General features: G+C 61.8%; 22 protein-coding genes. 18 read left to right on the forward strand and 4 right to left on the reverse strand.

Translation table 11 applies throughout. The annotated features are described in order from the left end of the window. Positions 1–148: 148 nt before the first annotated feature. On the reverse strand, positions 149–2,707 hold the full coding sequence (gene mrcB, locus DTA24_RS23310) for a bifunctional glycosyl transferase/transpeptidase (protein WP_016160318.1): 2,559 nt from the start codon (positions 2,705–2,707) through the stop codon (positions 149–151). A 587-nt stretch (positions 2,708–3,294) separates the two neighbouring features. Here mrcB and gspS point away from each other — a divergent pair. Beyond that, positions 3,295–3,669: a type II secretion system pilot lipoprotein GspS gene (gene gspS, locus DTA24_RS23315; RefSeq protein ID WP_012968915.1), complete on the forward strand. Its 375-nt coding sequence runs from the start codon at positions 3,295–3,297 to the stop codon at positions 3,667–3,669. Between the two features lie 39 nt (positions 3,670–3,708). Here gspS and gspB read toward each other — a convergent pair whose 3' ends face one another. Together gspB and pulA are read right to left on the reverse strand one after the other, a co-directional pair. Then, positions 3,709–4,266 carry a type II secretion system assembly factor GspB gene (gene gspB / locus DTA24_RS23320; protein ID WP_023339602.1) on the reverse strand — a complete coding sequence of 186 codons (558 nt, stop codon included), beginning with the start codon at positions 4,264–4,266 and terminating at the stop codon, positions 3,709–3,711. 256 nt (positions 4,267–4,522) lie between these two features. After that, positions 4,523–7,831: a pullulanase-type alpha-1,6-glucosidase gene (pulA, locus tag DTA24_RS23325; protein WP_123837076.1), complete on the reverse strand. Its 3,309-nt coding sequence runs from the start codon at positions 7,829–7,831 to the stop codon at positions 4,523–4,525. A 184-nt stretch (positions 7,832–8,015) separates the two neighbouring features. Here pulA and DTA24_RS28460 point away from each other — a divergent pair, with 184 nt between their 5' ends. From DTA24_RS28460 to DTA24_RS23390, 14 genes are read left to right on the forward strand one after another with little or no spacing between them, the layout of a single operon-like run. Beyond that, entirely contained in the window at positions 8,016–8,153 is a 138-nt protein-coding gene (locus DTA24_RS28460; RefSeq protein WP_004219434.1) for a hypothetical protein, read from the forward strand. Then, positions 8,138–8,980 (forward strand): type II secretion system protein GspC, encoded by an 843-nt coding sequence (gspC, locus tag DTA24_RS23330; protein WP_016160314.1) that lies wholly within the window; start codon positions 8,138–8,140, stop codon positions 8,978–8,980. The genes DTA24_RS28460 and gspC overlap by 16 nt, the downstream gene beginning before the upstream one ends. A gap of 9 nt (positions 8,981–8,989) precedes the next feature. Continuing rightward, positions 8,990–10,963, forward strand: a complete 1,974-nt coding sequence (gene pulD, locus DTA24_RS23335; protein WP_162493344.1) for a GspD family T2SS secretin variant PulD — start codon at positions 8,990–8,992, stop codon at positions 10,961–10,963. Next, complete coding sequence (gene gspE / locus DTA24_RS23340) at positions 10,960–12,453, forward strand: type II secretion system ATPase GspE (protein WP_016160313.1); 1,494 nt, start codon at positions 10,960–10,962, stop codon at positions 12,451–12,453. The genes pulD and gspE overlap by 4 nt, the downstream gene beginning before the upstream one ends. Before the next feature lies 1 nt (position 12,454). Further along, positions 12,455–13,669 (forward strand): type II secretion system inner membrane protein GspF, encoded by a 1,215-nt coding sequence (gspF, locus tag DTA24_RS23345; RefSeq protein ID WP_012968919.1) that lies wholly within the window; start codon positions 12,455–12,457, stop codon positions 13,667–13,669. A gap of 20 nt (positions 13,670–13,689) precedes the next feature. Beyond that, the gene (gspG, locus tag DTA24_RS23350; protein WP_002889054.1) at positions 13,690–14,112 is read left to right on the forward strand and encodes a type II secretion system major pseudopilin GspG; all 423 of its coding nucleotides are present in this window, start codon (positions 13,690–13,692) and stop codon (positions 14,110–14,112) included. After that, entirely contained in the window at positions 14,112–14,627 is a 516-nt protein-coding gene (gene gspH, locus DTA24_RS23355) for a type II secretion system minor pseudopilin GspH (protein ID WP_008807378.1), read from the forward strand. The genes gspG and gspH overlap by 1 nt, the downstream gene beginning before the upstream one ends. Beyond that, a complete protein-coding gene (gene gspI / locus DTA24_RS23360; protein WP_004894160.1) occupies positions 14,624–14,989 on the forward strand; it encodes a type II secretion system minor pseudopilin GspI in 366 nt (121 codons plus the stop codon). Before gspH ends, gspI begins: the two co-directional genes overlap by 4 nt. Next, positions 14,986–15,582: a type II secretion system minor pseudopilin GspJ gene (gene gspJ / locus DTA24_RS23365; RefSeq protein ID WP_008807379.1), complete on the forward strand. Its 597-nt coding sequence runs from the start codon at positions 14,986–14,988 to the stop codon at positions 15,580–15,582. Before gspI ends, gspJ begins: the two co-directional genes overlap by 4 nt. Further along, positions 15,579–16,559 (forward strand): type II secretion system minor pseudopilin GspK, encoded by a 981-nt coding sequence (gene gspK, locus DTA24_RS23370; protein ID WP_012542824.1) that lies wholly within the window; start codon positions 15,579–15,581, stop codon positions 16,557–16,559. The genes gspJ and gspK overlap by 4 nt, the downstream gene beginning before the upstream one ends. Then, entirely contained in the window at positions 16,552–17,748 is a 1,197-nt protein-coding gene (gene gspL / locus DTA24_RS23375) for a type II secretion system protein GspL (protein WP_087731211.1), read from the forward strand. Before gspK ends, gspL begins: the two co-directional genes overlap by 8 nt. Then, the gene (locus tag DTA24_RS23380) at positions 17,741–18,226 is read left to right on the forward strand and encodes a type II secretion system protein M (protein ID WP_012968921.1); all 486 of its coding nucleotides are present in this window, start codon (positions 17,741–17,743) and stop codon (positions 18,224–18,226) included. The genes gspL and DTA24_RS23380 overlap by 8 nt, the downstream gene beginning before the upstream one ends. Continuing rightward, positions 18,216–18,962 carry a type II secretion system protein N gene (locus tag DTA24_RS23385; RefSeq protein WP_110233515.1) on the forward strand — a complete coding sequence of 249 codons (747 nt, stop codon included), beginning with the start codon at positions 18,216–18,218 and terminating at the stop codon, positions 18,960–18,962. Before DTA24_RS23380 ends, DTA24_RS23385 begins: the two co-directional genes overlap by 11 nt. Next, positions 18,959–19,759, forward strand: a complete 801-nt coding sequence (locus DTA24_RS23390) for a prepilin peptidase (RefSeq protein ID WP_008807384.1) — start codon at positions 18,959–18,961, stop codon at positions 19,757–19,759. Before DTA24_RS23385 ends, DTA24_RS23390 begins: the two co-directional genes overlap by 4 nt. Positions 19,760–19,805: 46 nt before the next feature. Here the strand turns inward: DTA24_RS23390 and hrpB are convergent, their stop codons facing one another. After that, on the reverse strand, positions 19,806–22,235 hold the full coding sequence (hrpB, locus tag DTA24_RS23395; RefSeq protein WP_123837077.1) for an ATP-dependent helicase HrpB: 2,430 nt from the start codon (positions 22,233–22,235) through the stop codon (positions 19,806–19,808). Between the two features lie 72 nt (positions 22,236–22,307). Here hrpB and thpR point away from each other — a divergent pair, with 72 nt between their 5' ends. From thpR to dksA, 3 genes are all read left to right on the forward strand, one after another. Beyond that, positions 22,308–22,844, forward strand: coding sequence for an RNA 2',3'-cyclic phosphodiesterase (thpR, locus tag DTA24_RS23400; protein WP_008807387.1), 537 nt, complete (start codon positions 22,308–22,310; stop codon positions 22,842–22,844). Further along, entirely contained in the window at positions 22,844–23,560 is a 717-nt protein-coding gene (gene sfsA, locus DTA24_RS23405) for a DNA/RNA nuclease SfsA (RefSeq protein WP_008807388.1), read from the forward strand. The genes thpR and sfsA overlap by 1 nt, the downstream gene beginning before the upstream one ends. 162 nt (positions 23,561–23,722) lie before the next feature. Continuing rightward, a complete protein-coding gene (gene dksA / locus DTA24_RS23410) occupies positions 23,723–24,178 on the forward strand; it encodes an RNA polymerase-binding protein DksA (RefSeq protein ID WP_007749299.1) in 456 nt (151 codons plus the stop codon). Positions 24,179–24,220 lie beyond the last annotated feature (42 nt).

Raw genomic sequence — 24,220 nt, forward strand, 5'->3', positions numbered from 1 at the left:
AGGCAAGCGATATGCCAGCCTGGCGAGACCGAAGGCCGAATTAATAACCAGATAGTTATTATGGAGTTAAAGGGGCGTTAACTTTTTTACAGGTATAAAAAAACCCCTTAATACTTTCGTATTAAGGGGTCGGGTTGTGCGGCCAAAATCAGTTACTGCCGAACATATCCTTGATCCAGCCCGCGACGCCGTCGCTCTTCTCCTGCTGCTTCGGCTGTTGCTGCTGTTGCTGCTGCTGTTGCTGCTGCGGCTGCTGTTGCCCGGACTGATTAAACGGGTTGTTCGCTTCCTGCTGCTGCAACTGCTGCTGCTGCATCATCTCGCCCTGGCGGCACAGCGCATCCGGCTGCGTCGTCCAGACCGGCAGCGAACGGACGCCACCGCTGCAGACGAGGTTGCCGTTGCTGTCCACGCCCATGTCGACCACGTCTTCCGGCGCCGTCAACGCCAGCGGCGTCGGCGTCTGGTTCGCCAGATAGCGCTGGTAAATCGACATCGCGCCGCTGGCGCCGTACAGTTTGGTCGGCTGGTTGTTGTCGCGGCCCACCCAGGTGATGGTCACCTGGCTACCGTCGATGCCGGCGAACCAGGTATCGACGTTATTGTTGGTGGTCCCGGTTTTTCCCGCCAGATGCAGGCCCGGATACTTCGCGCCCAGCTGACGCCCCGTGCCGCGCTGCACCACCTGCTGCATGGTCCACAGCGTCATGTAGGCCGCCTGGGCAGGCACGGCGCGTTCCGCCTGCGGGTAGCTCTGGTAGAGCACCGTGCCATCTTCCGCAATCACTGACCGCAGGGCGGACAGCGGCGCACGGTTGCCGCCGCTGGCAATCGTCTGGAAGGCCTGCGCCACTTCAATCGGCGTCAGGTTCAGCGCACCCAGCAGCATCGCCGGCACCGCGTTGAGCTGATTCTTCGGCGCCCCCAGTTTAGTCCAGGTATCGACGACCGCCGGCAAGCCCAGCGCCATCCCGAGGTTAACCGTCGGGACGTTCATCGAGCGGGTCAAGGCATCCACCAGCATCACCTGGCCGCTGAAGCGACGATCGTCGTTCTGCGGGGACCACGTCTGGCCGTTGGACAGGCGAATGGTCACCGGCGCATCGGCGATCCAGGTGTTCAGGCGATACTGATTGGGCTGGCTCAGCGCGGTCAGATAGGTCGCCGGCTTGGCCAGAGAACCAATCGACCGGCGGGCCTGCATCGCGCGGTTGTAGCCGGCGAACTGCGGCTCCGCGCCGCCGACCATCGCCCGCACTTCACCGGTAAAGCGGTCCACCACCACCATGGCGGTTTCCAGATCTGCCAGCTTGCGCTGTTTCTTCAGTACCGGGATCCCTTCAGTAGCCGCTTTTTCCGCCGCATCCTGCGCCACCGAGTCGAAGGTGGTGAAGATCTTCACGCCGGAGAGATCTTTCACTTTATCGCCCAGCTTCGCCTGCAGCTCCTGACGAACCATCTGCATAAAGGCCGGCTGAGGTGAAATCACCCCGCCGCGCGGCTGCACGCCCAGCGGACGCGCGCTCAGCATATCGTACAGCTCCTGGTCGATAACCTGCTGCTGCTGCAGCAGACGCAGCACCAGATTGCGTCGCTCAAGGGCCAGTTTCGGGTTGCGCCACGGGTTATACACCGACGCCCCTTTCACCATCCCCACCAGCAGCGCCTGCTGATCGAGGCTCAGCTCTTCCACCGGACGGCCAAAGTAGTACAGGCTGGCCAGCGGGAAGCCGCGAATTTCATTATCGCCGCTCTGGCCGAGGTACACCTCGTTCATATACAGCTCAAGGATGCGATCCTTGCTGTAGCGGGCATCGACGATCAGCGCCATATACGCTTCGTTGGCTTTACGCCAGTAGGAGCGCTCGCTGGAGAGGAACAGGTTTTTCACCAGCTGCTGGGTCAGGGTACTCGCCCCCTGCACCGTACGACCTGCCGTCAGGTTCGCCAGCACCGCGCGGCCGATGGAATACAGGCTGATACCATCGTGCTCGTAGAAGTGGCGGTCTTCGGTCGCCAGCAGCGTATCCACCAGCAGATCCGGGAAGCCACTGCGCTTCACGAACAGGCGCTGCTCACCATTCGGCGACTGCAGCATGGTAATAAGACGCGGATCGAGACGGAAGAAACCGAACTGGCGGTTATTATCCATATTCTCGATGGTCTCCAGATGGTCGCCATCGAAGGTCAGACGCGCGCGCACCTGCCCTTCTTTACTGTCCGGGAAATCGAACGGACGACGGATCATCTCGATGCTGTTGGCCTGCACGGTGTATTCGCCCGGGCGCGTCATCGCGCTGACCTGACGATACTGGGTGGCGTTCAGCAGACGCACCATCTCGTTTTTGCTGATCTGCATATCCGGCTCAAGATTCACCATCCGGCCATAAACCGCGGCCGGCAGCTCCCAGACTTTACCGTCAATGCGGCTGCGGATTTTCTGATCGAGGTAGACGCCATAGGCGGCAATCAGCACCGCGAAGACAATCCCCAGCTTGACCAGCAGCCACAGCCAGCGGCGCTTACGACGAGGTTTGCCACCGTTGCCTTTTCCTTTTCTCGGCACCGGTTTCTCATCCTCATAATCATCGTCATCATACTCATCGTCGTAGTCCTCTTCCCGGACCCGGCGACGGGTAACTTTTTGTTTTGTCGGACGTGAGGGTCTCCCCTTACGTCCGATAGGCTCGCGGTCATCTCCCGCCATGCTTTTTCTCCGCAACGTTCAGGCGCAAGGGCCTGATTCTCAATACTTCCCCTGCACAGAGGAAGAAGAAATCTCTCAAATTAACGTCCAGGCTGCTTATCCTTCGGACGACAACCTGCTGGCAGGCAGGACATGCCGCCAGCCTTTCATGAGGTTGGTTTGCTTCGTTTTACATGATATTAACAATAAGAATTCACCATAAAATCATTATGTTAAACGCATCATCAGCAGAAATGGTCAGAACATAGCACGTAATGTTCAGGGCATACAGGATAGCACTAAAATGCGACATTCTTAACCAGCATTTTACCTCCTGCGCACGTAACAAGATGGGAAAGAGTATGTTTTTTAATAACATAAAAAATGACGCTCGCCCTGATGCCAAATGCGGCGGCATCGCCTCACACCGAAAATATATTTCCCGGACGACAACATTTATTATTGAGAGAAGTAAAGGAAATTAATCGAGTTTCTTCCAATAAAAATGAGAGCCTGTTAACATTTATGCAGAATAATATTTTATGATGACACCAGGAAAATCTTTGTTAAACTAGCGGCCAGTGATTCATTATTTTGATTACTTTACTATGCGCATTCCGCTTATATTTTCGCTTTGCGTGGTCGCCGTGCTCTCTGGCTGCCAACAGAAACCCGCCTCAACGCTCAGCCCGGCCATCAGCAGCCAGGCGCAGCTGGAGCAGCTCTCGTCGGTAGCAGCCGGGACGCGCTATCTCAAGAATAAATGTAATCGTAGCGATCTGCCCGCCGATGAAACGATATATCGGGCAGCGGTGAATGTCGGCAAAGCGCGCGGGTGGGGAAATATTGACGTGGCGACGTTAAGCCAAAATAGCGACCGGCTTTATCAACAACTTTTGCAGGACAGCACTCCGGAAGCCACACAGTGTAGTCAATTTAATCGCCAGCTCGCTCCCTTTATTGCCAGCTTGCGCAGCGACTAAACAAAATATTCTCAACGCGCATTTTATTGCGCGTAGCCCTTATTCCCCTTTCGGCTCCTCGTCAATTTTCCCGCCTGGCCAGTCATCCAGCGCCGCCAGGGTAAATGTTGTGCCGTTGAAGCTAAAGATCGTCACATCCTGCTGGATCTGCTCCACCACCAGATTGGGCAGCGGGGAATCACCCTCCGACCACGCTTTGCCGTTTAACACAATGCTGCGCTTTTCCGGTAGCGAGGCATAGACATGGGCGCTATAGCGCAGGGGCGGCAGCGTATCGCTGTCCATTACCGGCGCCGCAGGCGCGCTGGGTTTTACCGCCGACGGCGGGTTTTTTGGCGCGGTCTCCCCGGCGGCGGTTAACGGCAAAAGCGCCGCATGAGCCACCGGCAGAGGCAGCGTTTGCGGCGGTGACGGATGGCGCCACTGCTCGCCGCCAAACCAGCCGAGCGCGATAAATAATCCGGCGTACAGCGGGATAATCCAGCCGGGGATCTGCACCATCCGACCGCGGCTCACCGGCGCGTCTGCCTGCGCGGACGGCGGCTGATGCGCCACCAGAGGCGGGATGCCTCTTTCACTATCATCACGAACAATCACAACCGTCTCCTGTTCCCTCACGGTGCAGAGAAGGCGCCCTTACGGGCGCCCCAGACTGCTGACAAAGTGCATTCTTCAGGGATTTCCCGGCGGCGCTACGCTAGTGCGGGCCGACAGATAACTGCATAACTGTTTGATATTGCAGTCTTTCGTAGGCCGGGTAAGGCGTAAGCCGCCACCCGGCAGAAAGGCGAGCATAATAACGAAACAGGTTTGTCATCAGTCAGAGGCGCCCTTACGGGCGCCCCACGTTATGTTATTTACTTCTCACCGGCAGGCCAGCGCCCTGCGATTCCCCCTGTGGCAGCTCGAGGACCGCTACCGACCAGGCCGGCAGCGTGACCGAGCCGTCAGCGGCAACCTGCACGCCGCTCGCCAGCGAACGGTCGCCTGCCGCCTGCTGGATGGCGCTCAGCTGCAGCGATGTGCCGGCGAAGTCCTGCAGCGTCCGGCTTTCCGGTGCGGCGTTGATCGCCACCACGATGCCGTCGACACGGCTGTCCAGACTGGCGCCAGCCTGCATCCCATCATCGATGGTCATCACCAGCAGACCCGTCTGCTGATCGGCGCCGGTGTTGCGGAAGTCCACGCGCTTCATCACCGTCGCGCCGTCACCGAGGGTAAACAGCGGAGACGATTTACGCAGCGCGGTCAGCTCCTGATAAAACGCGGTCATCTGCTTGAGCTCCGTTTCACCCGGAGTAGCCACCGCGTCTTTCACCCGGGCGATAATGTCATAGTTGCTGCCATCATCGCTGCTGCGCGGCATACCCACGTTGTAGTTGTTGTCCTGCAGGGAGTAATCCACGCGGTTAAACCAGTCACCGGAATCATACGAATCGCGGGTAAAAGATTTAGAGCGCAGCAGCTCCGAGCCCTGCTGGTCAAAGGCGATCCCCTGGCCGAGCATCACGGTCGCCAGCGACACCGCCTGCATCCGGACGCGGGTATCGAGATCCGCCTCCTGAGCAGCTTTATAGCTGATCATGTCCCACAGCGTTTGGTTGTCGTGTTTTGACACATAATTCACGACTTCCGTCGGGTCAGCCGCATAGCCGCCAGGCGCGCCGTTATAGTCAATCTCGCTGCCTTTCTTCACCGCGCCGTCTTTGTCGATCAGCACGAAGTCCGCGAGGTTACCGGCCATGCCCAGACGGGTCAGATCGGCGAGGTGGCGCGCCTGATCGTCGGTCATGCTGGTCAGCTCATTTGGCTGAACGCCGGCGCCGCTGCCCACCCCCTGATTCTGGCGCAATGCATCGCCGGAATCGAACGGCCCGCCACCGCGCACGGCGTCGCGCAGACGATCGGAGAACGTGCCGATCCCGGTGCCTTTCAGATTGATTTGCGAGGCAATTTCAAAGCGATCGCTCTGGTTGGAATCCCAGCCTTCACCAAAGAAATAAATGTCCGGGTTCAGCGCTTTAATGCGCTCCCAGGCCGAGAGGATCTGCGCTTTCGGATGATAGCCCATCAGGTCGAAGCGGAAGCCATCGATCTTATAATCGGTGGTCCATACCGCCAGTGAATCGGCGATAAGCTTGGCGAACATCCGGTGCTCTGGCGCCGAGTCGGAGCAACAGGTGGCCGATTCCACGCTGCCGGTGGTTTCATTCAGGCGCTGATAGTACCAGGGGACGATCTTATCCAGCACCGAGGTGCGATCGGTCGGGCCGGCGGCGTTGGTGTGGTTGTACACCACGTCCATAATGACGTTCATTCCCAGATCCTGCTTGATCGCCTGAATCATGGTGCGGAACTCTTTAATGCGCGCCGTGCCTTCCGGATCGGTGGCGTAGGATCCTTCCGGCACCGTGTAGTGGAACGGATCGTAGCCCCAGTTATAGGAGTCGGTCTGCGCCACCAGCGTATTCAACGCCTGCACCTGCGGGTTATCCTTGCTGTCGTTCTGCTTCAGCTGGGTCAGCACCTCTTCGACCGTCGAACCGCTGTCGCAATAGCCCGCGAACTCGCTGCTCTTCACCGCGCTGTTGATCTCGCACAGGCGACTGAACGGCTGCTGAATATCGGCGACTTTGTCGCTGAACTCATTGACCGTCGCCAGATCGAAGACCGGCAGCAGCTCAATATGGGTCACTCCCGAGGCCGACAGCTGTTTCAGATGCTGGACCATATTGCTCTCCTGGGCGGTGAGCGCCAGATACTTACCGCGCAGTTCGGCGGGAACGGTTTGATCCCAGGCAGAGAGATCGCGAATATGCGACTCGTGGATCGTCATTTTCGCCAGGTCGGCTTTGGTTTTCTGCGCGTGCGGCATCGTCAGCCCGTCCCAGCCTTCCGGCTTCAGCGCGCTGTCGTTGAGATCGACCACCTGGCTGTACTCCGAGTTGGTCGACAAACTATGGGCGTAGGGATCGGTCACTTCGTACTGCTCGACTTTACGCGACTGCGGGTGGTAGACGGTCATCGCGTAGCGGTAGAACGCGCCCTTCAGGTCGCTCCCGCCCTGCCAGGACCAGGCGCCGGAGGCGCTGTCGCGGGTCATCGGATGGCTGGCCACCACCTTCTTGTCGGCGCTGTAGACCACCAGCTCAACCTGCTGCGCCGTGGGCGCCCAGACGCGGAAGGTCACGCCGCTATCAGTTAGCTGGGCGCCATAGCTCAGCGCCTCGGCGGCAGCGGCATAGGTATCGTCCAGCACGCCGGCGGTCTGCACCTGGGTGGCGGAGCTAAGGATCCCGTCGCTTTCGGCGGATATCGCCACCGTCTCGCCCTGCAGCAATTCATCGACGTTGACATCATCCGGCAGCTTAAAGGCAGGATAGCTGGCGAGATGCGGGAAGCGCATGCTCACCTGCTGACTGACGGTGGTGGGGGTCAGCTTGACATATTTATCGGTAAATTCGCCGTTACTGTCGGCGGCCACCTTACTGCTGTGGCTGTAATAGAGGCGCACAATGGGTTTATTTTCGCCGCCCGGCCACAGCAGGGTGGTTTTATCGACCCAGTGCGCATCGGCCAGCGCCACGCCAAAGGCGGCGCGGAAGGCGTCTGCGCGGGAGTCATAGACCGCGCTGTTGCCAGCGATGACCGATACCGTGCGATCGGTGAAATCGCCAAAAGAGACGCGCAGGTCGCTGTCGATAAGCTTATTGGTGCCATCGCGGACGATAACGTTGATACATCCGCTCTCTTTAGTCAGCGGGATCACCCAGTAAGGGCCATATTTGTCGCTGCCGGTCGGCGTAGTGCTGACATCATTCCAGTCCGCCACCGGCGCGCTCAGCGCATCACAGGTTTCGTTATTCCATAGATAGAGGTTTTTAGTCGCATAGTCGGCCGGCGTGCTGCTGGTGATGCCGGCGATATCGACAAGGTGAATGACAGCCTGGTTGGCGGAAGCCTGCGCCGCTTCGCCAGGGACGGCAACGTCCGGTAAGCGGACGACCACATCCTGCGGGTCGGGCGTACCGGGCGTGCCTGGGTTGCCAGGATTGCCTGGTGAACCCGGTGAGCCAGAGGGTGAAGAGGAAGAGCTGTTATCACAGCCACTCAATAATACTAACGATCCAAGAAATAGGGCATGACAGGTATATCTGAGCATTCGATAGTCCCTAATATGCTTATTAAATTATAAAAGGTAAGAAAGGATGAATATCTTTACAGCGCGCTAATTAGATATTTTTGCTTTCCGGGGCGCAATCATCCCCCACAAATGAGAGGGGGGCGTAGGAAGCCGGGGGAGTAAATCAATAAAGGGAATGACGACCCGAAACCGCAAACTGATTATGATTCGCCACGCTTATCGCCACTCTCCGGCAATAAATAATTCAAAAGCCAATAATCACCTACCTGTTTCGGTAGGGTATTACGCCAATGTGCAGAAAAATAAATTAGCAAAGGAATTAAAATGCCAGTTTCTGTGATGGGGTTAACAAATATAAATAAAGGGATAATTAAATTATTACCACAAATTGTGACGCTCATCATATTAATAACCGCTATCCCCCAGCTGGCGAAATTAACCTGGCGCGTGGTATTCCCTGTGAGTCCTGAGGATATTTCCGCCCTGCCATTAACCGCTTCTCCAATGGCGGAGTCGGAATTAAAAACCGAACGGCCCGTATTTACCCTGTTTGGTCTGGCGGCAAAAAACAACCCCGCGCCAACGGATGCAACCCACCTCAATCAGGTGCCGGTTTCCAGCCTGAAACTACGCCTTACGGGTCTGCTCGCCAGCAGTAACCCGGCACGATCCATCGCCATTATAGAAAAAGGAAATCAGCAGGTTAGCCTTAGCGCCGGCGATACTATCCCGGGGTATGATGCGCGGATCGTCGCCATTCTTCCCGACCGGATCATCGTTAACTATCAGGGACGCAAAGAGGCTATTCTGTTATTTAACGATACCCGCGCGCCGTCGTCATCGCCCGCTACAGCGGCCACTCCGCCTCTTGTGAAGCAACTCCGCGAACAGCCGCAAAATATCCTCACTTATTTATCTATTTCGCCGGTGCTCAGTGGCGACAAACTGCAGGGCTATCGCCTTAATCCAGGCAAAGACGCCTCGCTATTTCGTCAATCCGGCCTGCAGGAAAATGATTTAGCCATTGCCCTAAATGGCATTGATTTACGCGATCAGGCGCAAGCACAGCAGGCGCTGCAACACCTGAATGAACAGACCGAAATAACGCTGACCGTTGAGCGAGAAGGTCAACGACACGATATCGCTTTCGCGCTGGGGGATGAATAATTGCCAACCATAAAACGACTGCGGAAAATGCTGACTGTGCTGCTGATATTAACGCCGCTGCTATTTCGTCCGGCCATCGCAGAAGAATTTTCCGCCAGCTTTAAAGGCACCGATATCCAGGAATTTATCAATACCGTCAGCAAAAACCTGAATAAAACGGTGATTATCGATCCCAGCGTGCGCGGCACCATTACCGTACGCAGTTACGATATGCTCAATGAAGAGCAATATTATCAATTCTTCCTTAGCGTGCTGGATGTGTATGGCTTCGCCGTGATCAATATGAATAACGGCGTACTGAAGGTGGTGCGGGCTAAAGATGCGAAAACCTCGGCCGTCCCGGTCGCCAGCGAGGCAGCACCGGGCGAAGGCGATGAAGTGGTCACCCGGGTGGTGCCCCTGACCAACGTCGCCGCCCGCGATCTCGCCCCGCTGCTTCGCCAGCTGAACGATAACGCCGGCGCCGGCAGCGTGGTCCATTATGAGCCCTCCAACGTATTGCTGATGACCGGCCGCGCAGCGGTCATCAAACGCCTGCTGACCATTGTCGAGCGCGTCGACAACGCCGGGGATCGCAGCGTGGTGACCGTTCCCCTCTCCTGGGCCTCCGCCGCGGAGGTGGTCAAACTGGTTACCGAGCTCAATAAAGACAGCAGCAAGTCGGCGCTGCCGGGCTCGATGGTGGCGAACGTGGTGGCCGATGAGCGCACCAACGCGGTACTGGTCAGCGGCGAGCCGAACTCGCGCCAGCGCATTATCGCCATGATCAAACAGCTCGACCGCCAGCAGGCGGTGCAGGGCAACACCAAAGTGATCTACCTGAAGTACGCCAAAGCCGCCGATCTGGTGGAGGTCCTCACCGGGATCAGCAGCTCACTGCAGAACGATAAGCAAAGCGCCAAACCGGTGGCCGCGATCGACAAAAATATCATTATCAAAGCCCACGGCCAGACCAACGCCCTGATCGTCACCGCGGCGCCGGACGTGATGAACGATCTTGAGCGAGTGATCGCCCAGCTCGATATCCGCCGCCCGCAGGTGCTGGTGGAGGCGATTATCGCCGAAGTGCAGGATGCCGACGGCCTCAACCTCGGTATCCAGTGGGCCAATAAAAATGCCGGCATGACCCAGTTCACCAACAGCGGGCTGCCGATCTCCACGGTTATCGCTGGCGCCAACCAATACAACAAAGACGGTACCGTCAGCAGCTCGCTGGCCAGCGCTCTGGGCTCGTTTAACGGTATCGCCGCCGGCTTCTATCAGGGGAACTGGGCGATGCTGCTCACCGCCCTCTCCAGCAGTACCAAGAACGATATTCTGGCCACCCCCAGCATCGTCACCCTCGACAACATGCAAGCCACCTTTAACGTCGGCCAGGAAGTTCCGGTATTAACCGGCTCGCAAACCACCTCCGGCGACAACATCTTTAATACCGTCGAGCGCAAAACCGTCGGCATTAAGCTGAAGGTGAAACCGCAGATTAACGAAGGCGATGCCGTGCTGCTGGAGATTGAGCAGGAGGTATCGAGCGTCGCCGACTCGGCCTCCAGCACCAGTAGCGATCTCGGCGCGACCTTCAATACCCGGACGGTGAATAACGCCGTGCTGGTCGGCAGCGGTGAAACGGTGGTGGTTGGCGGGCTGCTGGATAAAAGCGTCACCGATACCGCCGACAAAGTGCCGCTGCTCGGCGACATCCCGGTGATCGGCGCCCTGTTCCGCTCCGAGAGCAAGAAAGTGTCGAAACGCAACCTGATGCTGTTTATCCGTCCGACCATCATTCGCGATCGTGATGAGTACCGTCAGGCCTCTTCCGGCCAGTACACCGCATTCGACAATGCGCAAACCAAACAGCGGGGCAAAGACAGCAGCGAAGCGACACTCAGTAATGACCTGCTGCACATCTATCCAAAGCAGGAGACCCAGGCCTTCCGCCAGGTCAGCGCCGCCATTGACGCCTTTAACCTCGGAGGCCGCCCATGACGCCAGCCGCCGAACGCCGTCCGCTGCTGCCCTTTGCCTGGGCCCGCGCGCATCATCTTGTGCTGCTCAGCGACGGCGAACGCTGCGAAGCGCTGTGCCGCTCCGATACCGCCGCCCGGGCGCTGCTGGAAGCGCGTCGCCTGGCGGACGGACCGATGAGCGTCAGCCGTCTGGCGCCGGACGCGTTCGAGAAAGTTCTGGTGCTCAGCTATCAGCGCGACTCGGCGGAAGCGCACCGCATGATGGCCGATATCGGCAATGAGCTCGACCTCTATACCCTCGCCGAAGAGCTACCGGACAGCGACGATCTGCTCGACAGCGAGGACGACGCGCCGATCATCCGCCTGATCAACGCCATGCTCACCGAGGCCATCAAAGAGAAAGCCTCGGATATTCATATCGAAACCTATGAGCGCCATCTGCAGATCCGCTTTCGCGTCGACGGCGTGCTGCGCGAAATTCTGCGCCCGCAGCGGCGGCTGGCCGCGCTGTTAATTTCGCGTATCAAGGTGATGGCCAGCCTGGATATTGCTGAAAAACGGATCCCTCAGGATGGGCGGATGGCGCTGCGCATCGGCGGGCGGGCGATCGACGTGCGCGTCTCCACCCTGCCCTCCAGCCACGGCGAACGCGTCGTCCTGCGCCTGCTGGACAAAAACAGCGTCAACCTGGATCTGCTGACGCTGGGCATGCCCCCCGCTCTGCTCGATCGGGTCGACGCGCTGATCGCCCGGCCACACGGCATTATTCTGGTCACCGGGCCGACCGGGTCGGGGAAAAGCACTACCCTGTATGCCGCCCTCAGCCGCCTCGACGCCCACGAACGCAATATCATGACCATTGAAGATCCGGTGGAGTATGAGCTGGAGGGCATCGGCCAGACTCAGGTCAACGCCAAAGTCGATATGACTTTCGCCCGCGGCCTGCGCGCCATACTGCGCCAGGATCCGGATGTGGTACTGGTGGGGGAAATCCGCGATGGCGAAACCGCCCAGATCGCCGTCCAGGCCTCGCTGACCGGACACCTGGTGCTGTCGACCCTGCACACCAACAGCGCGCTGGGCGCCATTTCCCGTCTGCAGGATATGGGCGTGGAGCCTTTTTTACTCTCCACGTCGCTGCTGGCGGTGATGTCGCAGCGGCTGGTGCGCCAACTGTGCCCGCACTGTCGTCAGCCCACGCAGGCGGATGCCGACACCGCCCGGCAGATGGCGGTCCCGGTCGGCGCGCGGCTGTGGCAGCCCAAAGGCTGTCCGGAGTGTAATTTCATCGGCTATCGCGGACGCACCGGTATTCATGAACTGCTGCTGGTTGACGACCGCATCCGCGCCGCCATCCACCGCGGCGAGAATGAGATCACCCTGATCCAGCAGCTGGGGCCAGCCTGGCAAACCCTGCGCCATGCCGGACGCGACAAAGCGCTGGCGGGGATCACCAGCTGGGAAGAGGTGATGCGAGTCACCGAACAGCAAACGACGGAAAGCGTCTGAGATGGCCCTGTTTCGCTATCAGGCACTGGACCCGCAGGGCAAAACCCGCCGCGGCGTTCAGCAGGCCGACTCCGCCCGCCACGCCCGCCAGCTGCTGCGGGACAACGGCTGGCTGGCGCTGGAAGTGACCGCCGCCGACCCGGCGCGCCGGCTGTGGCGCGGCGGATCCCTCACCCGGCGCACCAGCGCCGGTGATTTAGCCCTGCTCACCCGCCAGCTGGCCACCCTGGTTGCCGCCGGGATCCCGCTGGAAAAAGCGCTCGATGCCGTCGCCCAGCAGTGCGAAAAGGCGCCGCTAAGAACGTTAATGGCCGGGGTGCGCAGCAAAGTACTCGAAGGCCATTCGCTGGCGGAGGCGATGCGCGGCTATCCCGCCTGCTTCGACGGGCTGTTCTGCGCCATGGTGGCGGCCGGCGAAACCTCCGGCCATCTCGACGGCGTGCTGAACCGGCTGGCGGACTATACCGAGCAGCGCCAGCAGCTTCGCGCCCGCCTGCTGCAGGCGATGATCTATCCCATCGTGCTGACGCTGGTCGCCATCAGCGTGATCGCTATTCTGCTCTCCACTGTGGTCCCAAAAGTCGTTGAGCAGTTTGTTCATCTGAAACAGGCCCTGCCGTTCTCCACCCGGCTGCTGATGAGCCTGAGCGATATCGTGCGCAGCGCGGGGCCCTGGCTGGTGCTGCTGTCGCTACTGGCGCTGCTGACGCTGCGTTATCTGCTGCGCCAGCCCGCCCGGCGGCTCGCCTGGGACCGGATGCTGCTGCGCCTGCCGGTCATCGGCCGCGTGGCCCGCAGCGTGAACAGCGCACGCTACGCCCGCACCTTAAGCATTCTCAATGCCAGCGCGGTGCCGCTGCTGCTGTCGATGCGCATCAGCGCCGGCGTCCTCAGCAACGCCTGGGCGCGCAGCCAGCTGGCGGCGGCCAGCGAATCGGTACGCGAAGGCGTCAGTCTGCATCGGGCGCTGGAATCCACCGCCCTGTTCCCGCCGATGATGCGCTACATGATCGCCAGCGGCGAGCAGAGCGGCGAGTTGACCGCGATGCTGGAGCGCGCGGCGGAGAACCAGGACCGGGAGCTGAGCGCGCAGATCCAGATGGCCCTCAGTCTGTTTGAACCCCTGCTGGTGGTCACCATGGCCGGCATGGTGCTGTTTATCGTGCTGGCCATCCTGCAGCCGATCCTGCAACTGAACACCCTTATGAGTATGTAACTGTATTAATGGAGAAAACTATGCAACGGCAACGCGGTTTCACGTTACTGGAAATTATGGTGGTGATCGTCATTCTCGGCATTCTCGCCAGCCTGGTGGTGCCCAACCTGATGGGCAACAAGGAGAAAGCGGACCGCCAGAAAGTCGTCAGCGATCTGGTGGCGCTCGAGGGGGCGCTGGATATGTATAAACTGGACAACAGCCGCTACCCCAACACCGAGCAGGGACTGCAGGCGCTGGTGACCGCCCCGGCCGCCGAGCCGCACGCCCGCAACTACCCGGAAGGCGGCTATATCCGCCGCCTGCCGCAGGACCCGTGGGGAAATGAGTATCAGCTGTTAAGCCCGGGTCAGCATGGCGCCATCGACGTCTTCAGCGTCGGCCCGGACGGGATGCCCGACACCAATGACGACATCGGCAACTGGACCCTCGGGAAGAAATAGTGTCTCAGCGCGGTTTCACGCTCCTTGAGATGATGCTGGTCCTGCTGCTGATTGGCGTCAGCGCCAGCATGGTGCTGCTGGCGTTTCCCTCCGCCCGCACCCAGGAGGCTACGCAGATCCTGGCGCGCTTTCAGGCGCAGCTGGATTTTGTCCGCGAGCGCGGGCAGCAAACCGGTCAGCTCTTCGGGATCGTCATCCACCCTGACCGCTGGCAGTTTATGCGCCTGCAGCCTGCCGACGAAGACGCTCCGGCGGCGGCTGATGACCGCTGGGGCAACGCGCAGTGGCTGCCGCTGCAGGCCGGACGCGTCACCACGGCGGAAACCCTCCCCCGGACCAGGCTGACGCTGCGCTTTCCCGACGGCCAGGCGTGGACGCCAGGCGAGCAGCCCGACGTGCTGATCTTCCCAGGCGGCGAAGTCACACCGTTTCAGCTGCGGATTGACGCCGCGACGGGCATCACCATCGACGCCCAGGGTGACAGCCAGCCGCTGGCGGCGCGGGAGCAGCCATGAAACGCCAGGCCGGGATGACGCTTATCGAAGTGATGGTCGCGCTGGTGATTTTCGCCCTCGCCGGTCTGGCGGTGATGCAGTCCACCCTGCAGCAGACGCGCCAGCTTGGGCGTATGGAAGAGAAAATCCTCGCCAGCTGGCTGGCGGATAATCAGCTGGTGCAGCTGCGGCTGGAGAAACGCTGGCCCGCCCTCAGCTGGTCCGAAACCACCGTGGAAGCCGCCGGAACGCGCTGGTTTGTCCGCTGGCAGGGAGTGGAAACCGCGCTGCCGCAGCTGCGGGCGCTGGACGTGGAGGTCCGGCGGCAAAAAAGCGATCCCGCGCCGCTGGCGACCCTGCGCACCTGGGTGACGCCGCCATGATAACGAAAATGCGCGGTTTCACCCTGATTGAAACGCTGCTGGCGCTGGCTATCCTCGCCGTCCTTAGCGCCGCCGCCGTGATGGTGCTGCAGAACGTCATCCGCGCCGATGGCCTGACCCGCGAGAAGAGCCAGCAGATCGCCGCCCTCCAGCGCGCCTTTCGCCAGATCGCCGACGATGTCACGCACATCATTCCCCGTCGCGCCAGAAACAGCGACACGCTTTTCTTCGCCGGACGTTTCCAGTTGCAGAGCGACGACTGGGGGCTGGCCTTCAGCCGCAGCGGCTGGCCGAACCCACTGGGGATCCTCCCGCGTTCGGAGATCCAGAACGTCAGCTACCGTCTGCGCCAGCAACAGCTTGAGCGACTGAGCTTCGATCAGCAGGATCCGCTGACCGGCAGCCAGCCGACGGTTCGGGTGGTATTGCGCGAGGTGACGGCGTTTCGTCTGCGCTTCTACGCCGACGGACGCTGGCAGGAGACCTGGGATCGCTCGCAGACGCTGCCGCAAGGGCTGGAGATCACCCTGACGCTGGCGAACAGCGGGGAGATCACCCGCCTGTTTTTACTCACCCCGGGAGGCAGCCAGTGAAAAATCGGCAACGCGGCGTCGCGCTCCTGATGGTGCTGTTCATCCTCGCCCTGATGATGATCCTCGCCAGCGCCATGACCGAACGCACCGCGGTCATGTATCAGCATACCGCCGTGACCCTCGATAATCTGCAGGCCAGATGGTACGCCCTGGCGGCGGAAAACATGGCCGCCGCGCTGCTGCAACGCGACGCGCTGGACTCGCCCAGTCAAACGAACCTGGCGCAAAGCTGGGCGCAGGAGGGGCGCCGCTTTACCCTCGACGATGGTGAAATCCGCGCCACGATCCGCGACGGGCGCGCCTGCTTTAACCTCAATGCCATCAACCATCGCGCGGATGAAACCAGCGGCGGAACGCCCTACCCGACCGACGTCTTCGTCCGGCTGTTGGCGCTGCTCGGCGAATCGCCGCTGCGCGCCAGCCAGATCGCCGCCGCCCTTGGCGACTGGACGGACAGCGACGGCCAGCCGCGGCTGAACGGAGCAGAGGATGAGGTCTACATGGCGCAAACCCCGGGCTATCTCGCCGCCAACCAGCCGATGCAGGATGTCAGCGAGCTGCGCCTGCTGGCGGGTATGGACGCCGCCCTCTATCAGCGCTTGCTCCCCTTCGTCTGCGTCCAGCCGGATGACGCGCTGCAGGTCAATGTCAACACCCTGCGGCCCTCCCAGGCCGCTCTGCTGGTGGCCCTCTTTCCCGGCGAGCTGACGCTGCAGGAGGCGCAACAACTGCTGCACAACCGCCCGCGAACCGGATGGAGCAGCGTCGCTGCGTTTCTCGCGCAGCCGACGCTGCAGAAAACCGATACCACGCTTGCCCGCCCCTGGCTGACGGTGCACAGCACGCGCTTTATCGCCGCCTTTAGCGTGGTGACCGGCAATCTTCGCTTTCAGCTGCACAGCGTCCTGCAACAGGAGGGGCGCACGTTTACCGTCGTCCAGCGGCGATATGGACTTTCTATGGTGGTCGATGAATAAGTTTAACGCTTCTCCCCAGGCCATGCTGATCGTGCGCTTCGCCCCCGGGCTGGCGCCGCTGCACTGGCAACTCTTCGCCCCCGGCGAGCCACACCACGAGGCCAGCGGCCGGTGGCCGGCCGACGACGCCAGCCCTTTCCCGGCGCTGGCGGCGCACTACCCCGCCTGGGTGCTGATCCCGGCCAGCGACTGCGCGTTTCACTCGCTCACCCTGCCGGCGGGCTTGCGTAAACCGCCGCTGCAGGTCGCCCCATTCCTGCTGGAAGAGCAGCTGGCCGACGATGTCGAAGCCACCCATTTTGCCCTGCTACACCGCCAGCAGGCGCAGTGCGAGATCGTCGCCGTACAGCGGCAGAAAATGCGCGACTGGCTGGCCCGCTGCGAGTCGCTCTCCCTTCGGCCCCTGGCGTTGACGCCCGACGTGCTGGCCCTGCCCTGGCATCCGCCAGCGTGGAGCGCGGTGCAGGTGGACGAGCAGTGGCTGATCCGCCACCAGCCGTGGGGCGGCATGGCGGCGGAAAACGTCTGGCTGACGGAGCTGCTGCAGAGCGAGGCGGAAGAACCAGTCATCGACAGCTATTCACCGCCGCCCGCGGCGCCGGGCGTCTGGCGGGCGCAACCTGCGCAGACATTGCTGACCCTTGCCGCACGCTATCCGGCAGCGCAGAAGCTCAGTCTGCTGCAGGGGGAGTTTGCCGTCCGTCGGCGGCGGACTGTACAGGCGACCTGGCGTTCGGCGCAATATGCCGCACTGGCTCTGGCGTTACTGGTGGGGACAAACAGCGTGCTGGACCATCTCGATCTGGCGCGTCAGGCCGAGGCGGCGCAGCAGGCCAGCCGGGCTTTCTATCACCGCTGGTTTCCGACGGAGAAAAAGGTGATTAATCCGCGACTGCAGATGCAGCAACACCTGCAAACCCTCGCCCGTCAGGCGCAGCATGCCCCCCTCGTCGATCGCCTCAGCGCGCTGCAAAACATCCTCAGCGACACGCCGGGGATCCGCCTGCGGACGCTGAGCTGGGATGCCGCGGGCAACCGTCTGCAGCTGGATATCGCCGCGGTCTCTTCCCGGGCGCTGGAGCAGTTCACCCAGCGGGCGCAGCCGCGGTTTCGCGTCCGGCCAGGCGACATGACCACGAAACCGGATGGCATTGAGGGACAACTGACGCTGGAGGAAAACAATGGCTAATCTGCTTATCTGGTGGCGGCAGCGCACGCCGTCCGAGCAACGCCTGCTGCTCGGACTCGCGGGGCTGCTGGTGGTATGCGCCCTCTGGTACGGATTGTGGCAGCCCTGGCGAGCCCGGGAGGCGCAGTGGCGACAAACCCTGATGAAAGAGCAGGCCAGCCTGCGCTGGATGACGCAGCAGAGCCCGCGCCTGCAGCAGCTCAGCCAGCAGCCCACGCCGACGGCAAAAGAGGCGCTCACCGCCCTGGTGATGCGCGAGGCGGCGAGCCACGGGCTGGCCGTCGCCCGCCTGCAGCCGCAGGGAAAACGTCTGCAGGTCACCCTACAGCCCTGCACCTTCCAGGCGCTGATGGCGTGGCTCGACGCCCCGGCGATGCGTGGCGTCAACGCGGTCTCCCTGTCCGTGACCGGGCAGCCGTCGCGGCCCGGCTGGGTTATGGTCAACCATCTGCTGCTGGAGCGCGACGATGAAAGCTAAAGGGATCGCGGGCGGACTGCTGCTGGTCCTCTATCTGTTGTGGCTCACCGCTACCGCCCCGGCGCGCCTGCTGGTCCCGATGCTGCCGCCCGGCGTACAGGTGGGCAGCCTCAGCGGCAGCGTCTGGCGCGGCGCGGCGCAGCCGGTCTACTGGCATGGCGAACGGCTTGAACGACTGGCGTGGTCGCTGACCCTCGCGGGCTGGCAGATCTCTCTCAGCGATCCTCGCGGCGTGGAGGGTCAGGCCCGGCTGTGGGGCCTGCGCGATCTGCGCCTGCAGGAGGGGCGGCTCACCGCCCCCGCCAGCCTGCTCAGCCGCTGGCTGATGTCGACCATGCCCGTCAGCGCCGAGGGAGAGGTCACTTTCAGCCTGGCCGAAGCGCACTTCAGCGAGGGGCGCTGCCGACAAATCACCGCCGGAGGCGCGCAGTGGCGTCAGGCCCGACTGCACTCCCCGGTCGGCAGCCTGGAGCTGGCCCAGGTTAATGGCACCTTCCGCTGTACGGCGGACGGCGCCGTGGCGCTGACCCTCCGCCAGGATTCTCATCAGCTGAGCCTCAGCGGCCAGGGGACCCTGTCGCCCGATGGCCGCTATCTGTTTCGCGGTACGCTACAGCCCCGGCAGGGAATGCCGCCGCTGTTGGCGCTGCTGGTGACGCGCCCCGCCTCTAAAAACGAGCCGGGTCGCACACCGTGGCAGATTCAGGGAAAATGGTTACCCCAGGAGCAAAAATGACGACATTAACGGCATTATCGCTGCACTTTCCCCTTGTCTGGTATGGCTTCCTGCTGCTGTTCGGCCTGGCGCTGGGCAGCTTTTACAACGTGGTGATCTATCGTCTGCCGCGCATGTTGACCCAGACCGCGGACGACGAGCGGATAACCCTCAGCACCCCGGGCTCCTCCTGCCCGCAGTGCCGCCAGCCGATCGCCTGGCGGGACAATATCCCGCTGCTCAGTTTCCTCTGGCTGGGCCGTCGCGCCCGCTGCTGTCAGGCGCCCATCGCGTGGAGCTATCCGCTGACCGAGCTGGCCACCGGCCTGCTGTTTATCCTCGCCGGGGCGCTGCTCGCGCCGGGCCTGCCGCTGGCGGGCGGCCTGCTGCTGCTCTCGTTCCTGCTGATGCTGGCGCGGATTGACGCCCGGACCCAGCTGTTGCCCGACCGTCTGACGCTGCCCCTGCTGTGGGCCGGGCTGCTGTTCAATCTTAACGAGGTGTACATTGCCCTGCCGGACGCGGTCGCCGGGGCGATGGCCGGTTATCTGGCGCTGTGGTCGGTCTACTGGCTGTTCCGCCTGCTGACCGGGAAAGAGGCGCTGGGCTATGGCGATTTTAAGCTGCTGGCGGCGCTGGGCGCCTGGTGCGGCTGGCAGGTTCTGCCGCAGGTGCTGTTGCTCGCCTCGGCCTGCGGGCTGGTGTGGACCCTGCTGCAGCGCCTGTGGACCCGGCAGTCGCTGCAGCAGCCGCTGGCCTTCGGCCCCTGGCTGGCGCTGGCCGGAGGGGGCATTTTTCTCTGGCAGCAGATGGTCTAGCGGTTACTGCCCGCCTGGCCGGGCAGGATACCGCCCGGCCAGACGGCTACGAATATTTTTTGCTGCGCCGGGTCGGGGCGGTGTTGGCCGGATCGTCCGGCCAGACGTGTTTCGGGTAGCGTCCCTTCATCTCTTTTTGCACCTCGCGGTAGCTTCCCTGCCAGAAGGCGCTCAGATCGCGGGTGATCTGCAGCGGACGCTGGGCGGGCGACAGCAGCTCCAGCACCAGCGGCACCCGCCCCTCGGCGATAACCGGCGTCGTGGCCTCGCCGAACATCTCCTGCATACGTACCGCCAGCGCTGGCGGGTTCTCCGCATGGTAACGGATCGCCAGACGGCTGCCGGTCGGCACGGTATAGTGCGTCGGCAGCTCGCGATCCAGCTTCTGGCGCAGCGGCCACGGCAGCCAGTCCTGTAGCGCCTGACGCAGATCCAGTGCCTTCAGCGCCCGCAGCGAGTGAACGCCGTTCATCTGCGGCAGCAGCCATGCCTCCAGCGAGGCCAACAGCGAAGCGTCATCCACCGCGGGCCACGCCTCTTCCGGCAACCACTGCGCCGCACACTGCAGCCGCAGTCGCAGCTGCTCAGCCTCTGGCGTCCAGTTGAGCACACCGAGGCCTTTCTCACGAATACCGTTGAGCATCGCCTGATGCAGCTCCGCCTCAGAGGGCTTCGCCAGCGGCTGGGTCTTGATCACCAACTGGCCTATCACCGTCCGCCGCCAGGCTTTCAGCGTCCCCTGCGCTTCATCCCACTCCACCGTGTCGGAACGCTGCGCCAGCTCGGGACGGGCGGCGATCAGCTCGCCGATATCCACTGGCAGAGCCAACAGCATGCGGGCATCCGGCGAGGCGCTGCCCTGCAGCAGCAGCGGAGCGATCAGCCACTCATGGCGGCCCAGCGCGTCGTCGGCGTCCAGCATCGCGCCCATGCCGTTCGCCAGCTGGTAGCGCCCCTCCTGACCGCGGCGGCGGGCGATGCGATCGGCGAAGGCCGACGCCAGCAGCCCCGCCATTCCTCCGGCATCGGGCTGGCCGCGGCGGCGGGCCAGACGCTTCATCAGCTGCTGCGCCCGCTGCTGCCAGTTGGCCTGCTGACGGGAAAAGACGGCGCCCAAATCCACCAGCCCGCCGCGCGGAGGCTCCTCAAGGATCGCCGCCAGCCTGGCCGCCGTTGCCACCTCGTCATCGGTCTGCGCAGCGGCCAGCATCGCCGCCAGTCGCGGCTCGTTGCCAAGGGTCGCCATTTTGCGGCCAAACGCCGACAGCCGCTCGCCGTCCAGCGCCGAGAGCGCCGCCAGCAGGCGGCGCGCGGCGGCCAGGTTGACCGCTGGCGGCTGATCCAGCCAGGCCAGCGCGGACGGATCGTGGCAGCCCCATTGCAGCAGCTCCATCAGCAGCGCCGACAGATCGCTGTGCAGGATCTCCGGTTCGCTCTGTGCCGCCGCTCGTTCAGCCTGTTCTTTGCCGAGCAAATGCAGGCAGATCCCCGGAGAGAGACGGCCGGCGCGTCCGGCACGCTGCGTCATCGATGCCTGGCTGACGCGCTGCGTCACCAGCCGGGTCAGGCCGGTGCGCGGGTCAAAGCGGGCGACCCGCTCCTGGGCACTGTCGACCACCAGGCGGATCCCCTCGATGGTCAGACTGGTCTCGGCAATATTGGTGGCCAGCACCACTTTGCGCTTCCCGGCCGGCGCCGGGAGGATCGCTTTGCGCTGCTCGCTTAGGGGCAGCGCGCCGTACAGCGGGCAGAGGATGACATCCTCCGCCACGCGCTCCGTCAGCTGTTCCTGAACGCGCTGGATCTCACCGACGCCAGGCAGAAACAGCAGCATCGATCCCTGTTCATGTCGCAACAGCTCCGCTGCCGCCACCGCCACCGCCTCATCAAAGCGCTGGTGCGTGGGAAGCGGGTTGAAACGGCGCTCCACCGGATAAGCGCGCCCCTCCGAGACCACCACTGGCGCCTCAGGCAGCAGACGCTGCAGGCGATCGTTATCGAGGGTCGCCGACATGATCAGCAGCTTGAGATCGTCACGCAATCCCTGCTGGACGTCGAGCAGCAAGGCCAGCGCCAGATCCGCCTGCAGGCTACGCTCGTGAAACTCATCGAGGATCACCAGCCCCACGCCCGCCAGCTCCGGATCGCGCTGGATCATGCGCGTCAGGATCCCCTCCGTGACCACCTCCAGGCGGGTCTGCGGCCCGACGCAGGTTTCGGCGCGCATGCGGTAACCCACGGTCTCCCCCGGCTTTTCGCCAAGCAGTTCAGCCAGCCGCTGCGCGACATTACGCGCCGCCAGGCGCCTCGGCTCCAGCAGGATAATGCGTCCCGCGATGTTGCCCTCGGCGAGGATCTGCAGCGGCAGCCAGGTCGATTTCCCGGCGCCGGTCGGCGCGTTGAGCAAAACCTGCGGCGCGTGCTGCAGGGCGGATAACAGTTCTGGGAGGACGGCGGCAACCGGCAATGAGGACACAAAAGGCTCCGGGGGTTAACATTCAGGGGCTCGCATTGTAGCATCCCCCTAATTCATTACCGAGTCTCTATCATGTCTGAGCCGAAAAGGCTGTTTTTTGCGCTTGAACTGCCGTCTGCCGTCCAGAAACAGATCGTCCAGTGGCGGGCAAGCCACTTCCCCGAGGATGCCGGCAGGCCCGTCGCGGCGGATAACCTCCATCTGACGCTGGCGTTTCTCGGCGAGGTGAGCGCGGAAAAACAGCGGGCGCTGGCCGCCCTCGCTGGCCGGCTGCGCCAGCCGGGCTTTACCCTGACACTGGACGATGCCGGACAGTGGCTGCGCTCGCGGGTGGTCTGGCTCGGGACCCGTCAGCCGCCGCGCGGCCTGCTGCAGCTCGCCAGTATGCTGCGCGCTCAGGCGGCGCGCAGCGGCTGCTATCAGAGCCCGCAGCCGTTTCATCCGCATATTACCCTGTGGCGCGATGCCCGCCAGGCGGTGCCGATCCCGGCTCCCGGCTTTCACTGGTCGTTTCCGGTGAACGAGTTCGTGCTTTATGAGTCCAGCTTCGGCCGGGGGCGCACGCGCTACACGGCGCTGGAACGTTATCCGTTTCATAAGGAAAGTTGATGCAGTTTGATCCGCCGTTACAGCCCGCTATTTTGCTTAAACGTTACAAACGATTTCTTGCTGACGTGGTTACCCCCGATGGCCGTGAGCTGACGCTTCACTGCCCCAATACCGGCGCAATGACCGGTTGCGCCGCCCCGGGCGACACCGTCTGGTATTCCACTTCTGACAATGCGAAGCGCAAATATGCCCACACCTGGGAATTAACTGAAACGCAACAGGGCGCGGTTATTTGCGTCAATACGCTGCGCGCGAATTCGCTGGCAAAAGAGGCGATTTCCGCCGGAATAATCCCTGAGCTTTCCGGCTATAACCAGCTGAAAAGCGAAGTGAAATATGGCGAAGAGAATAGCCGTATCGATATTATGTTACAGGCAGATGACCGACAAAACTGCTATATTGAAGTGAAATCGGTTACGTTGGCGGAGAAAGAATACGGTTATTTTCCCGATGCGGTAACCACGCGCGGTCAGAAGCACCTGCGGGAGCTGATGGCCGTCGCGGCAAATGGCGACCGTGCGGTGATTTTATTTGCCGTTTTGCATTCGGCAATTGACCGTTTCTCTCCCGCGCATCATATTGATGCCAGATACGCACAGCTGTTAACAGAAGCCCGCGACAAGGGGGTGGAAATTCTCGCCTGGAAGGCGGAACTTTCTACGACGAAGATGACTCTGAATAAGCCGATTGCCGTGGTGTTAAACCCCGGGAAATAAGTGGCTAAATAGTGTTCGGGTCGCAAGCGCGAATACGCTTTTCTTCACAGGGTTGTCAAGTGTAACGTTTAGATAATTGCTATCCGGAAAAGCATCTGCTATTTATAGCGGCCTGATTTTCCCCCACATGGGGATCGATAGTGCGTGTTAAGGAGAAGCAACATGCAAGAAGGGCAAAACCGTAAAACATCGTCCCTGAGTATTCTCGCCATCGCTGGGGTGGAGCCGTACCAAGAGAAACCGGGCGAAGAGTATATGAACGAAGCCCAGCTGGCGCACTTCAAGCGTATTCTTGAAGCATGGCGTAATCAACTCAGGGATGAAGTGGATCGCACCGTAACGCACATGCAGGATGAAGCTGCCAACTTCCCGGATCCGGTAGACCGTGCCGCCCAGGAAGAAGAGTTCAGCCTGGAACTGCGTAACCGCGACCGCGAACGTAAACTGATCAAAAAGATCGAGAAAACGCTGAAAAAAGTTGAAGATGAAGACTTCGGCTACTGCGAATCCTGCGGCGTGGAGATCGGCATTCGCCGTCTGGAAGCGCGTCCGACTGCGGATCTGTGCATTGACTGCAAAACCCTGGCGGAAATTCGCGAAAAACAGATGGCGGGCTAATCCCCTGCTGCCTCACTCTCTGGCGGGAGTCTCTCCCGCCTG

The organism is Klebsiella sp. P1CD1, assembly GCF_003790505.1.
Classification (GTDB): Bacteria; Pseudomonadota; Gammaproteobacteria; order Enterobacterales; family Enterobacteriaceae; genus Klebsiella; species Klebsiella variicola.